Origin of the sequence: Kribbella sp. CA-245084, from assembly GCF_050942355.1 — a bacterium.
Taxonomy (GTDB): domain Bacteria; phylum Actinomycetota; class Actinomycetes; order Propionibacteriales; family Kribbellaceae; genus Kribbella.
In genome coordinates this window covers 3,046,492-3,053,594 of the sequence record NZ_CP192053.1, presented here as the reverse complement: position 1 = coordinate 3,053,594, position 7,103 = coordinate 3,046,492, and the positions used below count along the sequence as shown (strand labels likewise).

Annotated in this window: 5 protein-coding genes and 1 tRNA gene; 3 read left to right on the top strand and 3 right to left on the bottom strand. The window is 68.0% G+C overall.

Features of this window, described 5'->3' with window-relative positions; translation table 11 throughout:
- The first annotated feature begins 397 nt into the window (after positions 1-397).
- Entirely contained in the window at positions 398-1,870 is a 1,473-nt protein-coding gene (locus ACQPYH_RS14780; RefSeq protein WP_432891439.1) for a carboxylesterase/lipase family protein, read from the top strand.
- A gap of 92 nt (positions 1,871-1,962) precedes the next feature.
- Complete coding sequence (locus ACQPYH_RS14775; protein ID WP_432891437.1) at positions 1,963-3,036, top strand: serine hydrolase domain-containing protein; 1,074 nt, start codon at positions 1,963-1,965, stop codon at positions 3,034-3,036.
- Positions 3,037-3,046: 10 nt separating this feature from the next.
- On the opposite strand, the gene ACQPYH_RS14770 is transcribed toward ACQPYH_RS14775, so the two are convergent.
- The 3 genes from ACQPYH_RS14770 to ACQPYH_RS14760 form a co-directional block, all read right to left on the bottom strand.
- Positions 3,047-3,118 (bottom strand) — tRNA-Val (locus ACQPYH_RS14770).
- A gap of 21 nt (positions 3,119-3,139) precedes the next feature.
- A complete protein-coding gene (locus ACQPYH_RS14765; RefSeq protein WP_432891434.1) occupies positions 3,140-3,604 on the bottom strand; it encodes a peroxiredoxin in 465 nt (154 codons plus the stop codon).
- On the bottom strand, positions 3,601-4,044 hold the full coding sequence (locus tag ACQPYH_RS14760; protein WP_198681888.1) for a DUF3052 domain-containing protein: 444 nt from the start codon (positions 4,042-4,044) through the stop codon (positions 3,601-3,603). Before ACQPYH_RS14760 ends, ACQPYH_RS14765 begins: the two co-directional genes overlap by 4 nt.
- Positions 4,045-4,310: 266 nt before the next feature.
- Here ACQPYH_RS14760 and aceE point away from each other — a divergent pair, with 266 nt between their 5' ends.
- Positions 4,311-7,079, top strand: coding sequence for a pyruvate dehydrogenase (acetyl-transferring), homodimeric type (gene aceE, locus ACQPYH_RS14755; RefSeq protein WP_432891430.1), 2,769 nt, complete (start codon positions 4,311-4,313; stop codon positions 7,077-7,079).
- Positions 7,080-7,103: the final 24 nt, after the last annotated feature.

The following is a 7,103-nucleotide window of genomic DNA, read 5'->3' as shown; positions in this document are numbered from 1 at the left end:
GCTGCATCGGGGGTTCAGGTGCGGGTACGACGGGACGCGTGTACACGCCGGCTACGAGCGTAGAGACGCCGACCAGTTGGCGACCCACGGACACGCGCCTCCCGAACTGGACGGAGCGGGTTCAGGGCAGACCCGCCTCACTTCAACCGAAAGCAGCCCCGTATTTCCGCCTGCCGGAACGATGCCGTGACCGGGCGCACCCGGTATGTCATCGCGCCGACCGACAGCCGTGAACCCTACCAGCCGCGACCCGCCCTGGAGGAGTCCGTTCTCACCAGCCGATGGTTAAGAATTGTGCGACTCACGACACCGATCACAACGAGTGTCAACGCGTTCCGATACGGCCCGTCCTGACAAACCTGGCGACAGGTCGTGCGGACGGCGGGAACATGGGCCAATGAGTGAGACGGGCCCAGAGGTCCGCACGACTACCGGACTCGTTCGGGGACGCAGCCAGAACGGTTTGGCGGTGTTCCGCGGCATCCCGTTCGCCATGCCGCCAGTGGGCGAACTGCGGTTCGCGGCGCCGCAGCCGGCCGCGGCCTGGGACGGCGTACGCGAGGCAGTCGAGTTCGGACCGCCGCCACCACAGTCGCTGGTCTTCGGGCCGCCGTCGAATCCGGCGACCGGCGACGACTGGCTGACCGTCAACGTCTGGTCGCCGCGTCTCGGCGCGCGGCTCCCGGTGATGGTGTGGGTGTACGGCGGCGCCTATGCGATCGGCCAGTCCGGCGATCCGTCGTACGACGGGACGCGGCTGGCGAGCGAAGGTGACGTCGTCGTGGTGACCTTCAACCATCGGCTCGGGGTCGACGGATTCGGGCAACTGGAGGGTGCTCCGGCGAATCGCGGGCTCCTCGATCAGGTCGCCGCGCTCGAGTGGGTGCGCGCGAACATCACGGGCTTCGGCGGCGACCCGGCAAACGTGACGGTCTTCGGTGAGTCAGCCGGCGCGGGTTCGATCGCCGCACTGCTCGCGATGCCACGGGCGGCCGGCCTCTTCCGCCGGGCGATCACGCAGAGTGCGCCCGGCACGTTCTTCTCGAAGCGGCTAGCCGGCGACATCATGGCCGCGATCGCCGACCTGCTGGACCTCGTGCCGACTGTCGACAATCTGCAAAAGGTCCCGATCGCTGAGCTCGTCGATGCCTCGGACGCAGTCGGCACCGGCATGCAGTCGGAGATCGATCGCTGGGGCGCAGCGGCGTACCTGGGGATCCCGTTCGCGCCGGTCGTCGACGGCGACATACTGCCGCAGACTCCGTTCGAGGCCCTGGCCGACGGAGCAGGGCGCAACGTCGAGCTGATCGCCGGGCACACGCGCGACGAGTACCGACTGATGCTCGCGGCCGATGGTCGACTCGGCAACCTGACCGACGCGGACGCCGCAACCGCGCTGCAGCTGCTCGCACCAGACGGCTACCGCGAGGCCTACCCGGACGCGACCGCGGAGCGCCTCTACGAACTGATCCACTCCGACTGGCTCTTCCGCATGCCAAGCCATCGTCTGGCCGAAGCCCAGGTCGCCGGCGGAGGCCGCGCGTACGCCTACGAGCTCGCCTGGCCCGACATCGGCCTAGGCGCGTGCCACGGCCTCGACGTCCCCCTCGTCTTCGGCACCACACCCCTACTCGGCTTCCTGCTCGACCCGTCTGAGCTGCCCGACGCCGACCACGTCTCACAACTCTTCCGAACCGCCTGGACCACCTTCGCCCACACCGGCAACCCCGGTTGGCCGCCGTACGACACCACAACCCGCCAGACCGCCCAGTTCACCAGGGAGCTGAGCGTCAAGCCGTACGCCGAGGAGGCGTCGCGCCGCCTGTGGGCCGACCATCACTTCGCGTCGCTCCCCCTCCTAGGCAGCTAGCTCAGAACCCGCGTCAGGGCGGTGGCGGTCCGGTGTCAGGGGACTCCGGGACCGTGGTTCTCGATATCAGCGAACGAATTCGAGGAGCACGGATGCAAACCACGAACGACCGCCCGGAGCTGCAGGAAGCCGCCCAGGAGTTTGTCGATGCCGGCTTCGGCGGGCTTGAACTGCGTGTGCACGACGCGCGCGGAGAATGGGTGGGCACGGCCGGGATCCGGGAGCTCAGCAGCGACGAGAAGCCGCCGGTCGACGGACTGTGCCGGGTCGGCAGCGTCACCAAGACGTTCGTCTCGACCGTGGTGCTGCAACTGGTGGCCGAGGGCAAGCTCGAGCTCGACGGCCGGGTCGCGGACCACCTCCCCCGGTTCGAGCTGGACCCGCGGATCACCGTGCGGATGCTGCTCAACCACACCACCGGCCTGTTCAACTACACGGGCGAGTACTTCCCCGACGGGACCGTCGTACCGGGGCTCCCGGCGACGGGCAAGGATTGGGCGGACAACAGGCTGCGCGGCTACGCACCGCAGGAGCTGGTCGAGTTCGCGCTGTCCAAGCCGGCACGGTTCGAGCCGGGCGCCGAGTGGAGCTATGCCAACACCAACTACACGATCGCCGCGCTGTTGATCGAGGCCGTCACCGGCCGCACGTTCGCGGAGGAGCTGGAGCGGCGCATCCTCAAGCCGCTCGACCTGACCAGCACGCTGGAGCCGGGTGACCGGACCGACATCCCGGGCCCGCACTCGCACGGGTACTTCCGCTACCAGGACGGCGATGACTGGCAGGTGGTCGACGTCACCGAGCAGAACCCGTCCCTGCTGTTCGCCGCCGGGAGCATGCTCTCGACCACCCGAGACCTACAGGTCTTCATGTCCGCGCTGCAGAGCGGGAAGCTGCTGCCCGCTGAACTGCTGGCCGAGATGCGGACGCCGGAGCCGAAGAGCGGCCCGCTCAACTACGGCCTGGGCCTGTTCGCCCAGGACACCGGCTCGGAGACCATCTACCACCACAACGGCAGCGCCCCGGGCGGGTACGGCGCCCTGATGTTCAGCAACACGGACGGGACCAAAACCCTGACCGCCGCGATCACAATGGCAGACGCCGACGTGGACCTGCTGCAGATCTTCCCGCCGGCCCTCGACCGCCTGGTGAAGGCAGTCTTCTGAGCCGAATACGTGGGCGAAGAGGGGATCGAACCCCCGACATCTTCCTTGTAAGGGAAGCGCTCTACCGCTGAGCTATCCGCCCGGATCAAACGACCGGAGGAGTCTACCTGAGGTTCAGGGCTGCCAATGCCGCTGCGTACTCGTCGGGGTTGCGGGCGTCCGGGATCGGGTTGAGGACGGACCAGCGGACCACTCCGGTGCGGTCGACCACGAAGGTGCCGCGGAGGGCACAGCCGCGGTTCGCGTCGAAGACGCCGTACGACGACGCGATCTCGCCGTGGGGCCAGAAGTCGGTGAGGAGGCTGAAGTTCAGACTCTGTGCATCGGAGTACGCGCGGAGGGTGAACATCGGGTCGCACGAGATCGCCAGGAACTCGGCGGCCGCGAGCAGGTCCGGGCGGTCGCGGAGGGCGGCCAGCTCGCTGGTGCAGACCTGGCTGAAGGCATACGGATAGAAGACCAGTACGACGTCCCGGCGGCCGGCGAAGTCGCTCAGCCGGACCTGTTCGCCGTACTGGTTCCGAGTGCTGAAGTCGGGGGCCCGGCTGCCTGCAGCCGGGATCGTCACCCGCGGCGGCCGGACTTCGGAACCACCAGTTTGGTCGCGGACCAGTCGTCGGTGACGCTCAGCGTGCTGGTCGTGGCCAGGCCCGCCACCGGGGCGGCCTCGGTGATGTCGCTGGTCTCGACGTATCCGTCGCGACCGACCTTCGGCGTGAGCAGCCAGACGACCCCGCCGGCCTTCAGGTCGGTCAGGATGTCGAAGAATGCGTCGACCAGGTCACCGTCGTCCTCGCGGAACCAGAGCAGGACCACGTCGACAACCTCGTCGGTGTCCTCGTCGACGAAGGCTTCGCCGGTGATCTCCCTGATCGCATCGCGGAAATCGTCGTCGCAATCCTCGTCGTACCCGATCTCCTGGACGACCCAGCCGGCCTCCAGGCCGAGCCGGGAGGCCATGTTCGGCACTCCGCTCTTGCCGTCCGCGTGGTCCGCGGTCGCGCTCACGTGTCCTCCTCCGTGGTCCCCGCATGCCCGGGGGTAGGTGTCAGTACCATCCTGCTGGCGATAGTCCATCGTGACGTACCGCGTCGCGCAAGTATGCACCAGGGTTCCGTGACGTGTCCGGTATCCGCGTGGCGGGTACCGGGCGTGTCCGCTGGGATCGGCCCCGGCCAGCCGGAATCCGGCCGGAAGGGAAGGCCAAGTAGAACGCATTCCGAACAGGTGACAGGATTGCGGTGAAGAGAAACCAGAGAGAACGGCAGGACACCGTGGCTTCCGGACACGAACCACCAGCCATCATCACCGAGGGGATGCCCACCCAGCTCCCCGACATCGACCCCGACGAGACGCGTGAATGGGTCGAATCGCTCGACGCGGTCCTGGACGAACGGGGCAAGGCGCGAGCGCGCTACCTGATGCTCAAACTGATCGAGCGAGCCCGGGAGCGACAGGTCGGCGTGCCCGCACTGCGGAGCACCGACTACATCAACTCGATCCCGCCCGAGCGGGAGCCCTGGTTCCCCGGCGACGAGCACATCGAGCGCCGGATCCGGGCCTTCATCCGGTGGAACGCCGCGGTGATGGTGAGCAAGGCCAACCGCAAGGGCCTGGAGGTCGGCGGCCACATCGCCACCTATCAGTCCGCGGCCAGCCTGTACGAGGTCGGCTTCAACCACTTCTTCCGCGGCAAGGACCACCCCGGCGGCGGCGACCAGATCTTCATCCAGGGTCACGCCTCCCCCGGTATGTATGCGCGCGCCTTCCTCGAGGGCCGGTTCTCCGAGAACGACCTGGACGGCTTCCGCCAGGAGGTGTCGCGCGGCCCGCACCAGGGCCTGTCGTCGTACCCGCACCCGCGGCTGATGCCGGACTTCTGGGAGTTCCCGACCGTCTCGATGGGACTGGCCGCGCTGAACTCGATCTACCAGGCGCGCTTCAACCGGTACCTGCACAACCGCAGTATCAAGGACACCAGCCAGCAGCACGTCTGGGCGTTCCTCGGTGACGGCGAGATGGGTGAGCCGGAGTCGCTCGGCGCGATCGGCCTGGCCGCGCGCGAGGAGCTCGACAACCTCACCTTCGTGATCAACTGCAACCTGCAGCAGCTGGACGGACCGGTCCGCGGCAACGGCAAGGTCATCCAGGAGCTGGAGGCGTTCTTCCGCGGCGCGGGCTGGAACGTGATCAAGGTGATCTGGGGCCGCGAGTGGGACAACCTGCTGGCCCAGGACCACGACGGCGCGCTGGTGAACAAGATGAACACCACGCCCGACGGCCAGTTCCAGACGTACTCCGTCGAGTCCGGCGAGTACATCCGGAACAACTTCTTCGGCGGCGACCAGCGGCTGCAGCAGATGGTCAGCAACCTGTCCGACGAGGACCTGCGCAAGCTGCCCCGCGGCGGTCACGACTACCGCAAGGTGTACGCCGCGTTCAAGAGCGCGACCGAGCATGTCGGCCAGCCGACCGTGATCCTGGCCCAGACCATCAAGGGCTGGACGATCGAGGCGCTGGAGGGCCGCAACGCGACCCACCAGATGAAGAAGCTGACCTCGGACGACCTGAAGGCGTTCCGCGACCGGCTCTACCTGCCGATCGAGGACAAGGACCTCGAGGACGCGTACAACCCGCCGTACTTCCACCCCGGCACGGACTCGCCGGAGTACCAGTACATGATGGACCGGCGTAAGCAGCTCGGCGGTTCGCTGCCGGCCCGCCGGGTGCAGCCGAAGACGCTGAAGCTGCCGGGCGACGACGTGTACAAGCCGCTGGCCAAGGGCAGCCACGCGCCGATCGCGACCACGATGGCGCTGGTCCGGCTGTTCCGGGACCTGATGAAGGACCCGGAGATCGGCCACCGGATCGTCCCGATCGCCCCGGACGAGTACCGCACGTTCGGGATGGACTCGATGTTCCCGACCGCGAAGATCTACTCGCCGCACGGGCAGAACTACGAGGCCGTCGACCGCAACCTGCTGCTGTCGTGGAAGGAGTCCACGGCGGGCCAGCTGCTGCACGAAGGCATCAGCGAGGCCGGCGCGATGGGCTCGGTGATCGCGGCCGGTACGGCGTACGCCACGCACGGCGAGCCGATGATCCCGTTCTACATCTTCTACTCGATGTTCGGGTTCCAGCGGACCGGCGACTTCATGTGGGCGTTCGGCGACCAGCTCGGCCGCGGCTTCCTGATCGGCGCGACCGCCGGCCGGACGACGCTGACCGGTGAGGGACTGCAGCACGCGGACGGACACTCGCCGCTGCTCGCCTCGACCAACCCGGCCGTCGTGCACTACGACCCGGCGTTCGCGTACGAGATCGCGTACATCGTGAAGGACGGCCTGCGCCGGATGTACGGCTACGGCCTGGACACCGACAAGCCGGTCGGCGAGGACGTCTTCTACTACCTCACGGTCTACAACGAGCCGGTGGCACAGCCGGCCGAGCCGGAGAACCTCGACGTCAACGGGCTGCTCAAGGGCATGTACCGCTTCGACGAGTACCAGACCGCCGAGGGTGACGACGTACCGCGGGTGCAGCTGCTCGGGTCCGGTGTCGCGCTGCCGTGGGTGCGCAAGGCCCAGCAGATCCTCGCCGAGGAGTACTCCGTTGCCGCGGACATCTGGTCCGTCACCTCGTGGAACGAACTGCGCCGTGACGCGGTCGCCGCGGAGCACCACAACCTGCTGCACCCGGACGAGCCGGAGCAGGTGCCGTTCGTGACCGAGCAGTTGAAGGACACGAAGGGTCCGGTCGTTGCCGTCAGCGACTTCATGCGCGCGGTGCAGGACCAGATCTCCCGCTGGGTCCCGAACGACTACACCTCGCTCGGCACCGACGGCTTCGGTCTGGCCGACACCCGGGCCGCGGCGCGGCGCCACTTCCAGGTGGACGCCGAGTCGATCGTCGTCGCGACGCTGGAGATCCTCGCCAAGCGCGGCGACGTCAAGCCGGAGGTCGCCGCCGAGGCGGCCCGCAAGTACCGGATCGACGACCCGACCGCGGTCGCCGGTGTGAAGCAAGAGGGCGCCGGCGCCTGATTCACCGTCGAAGAGCCGCTCACC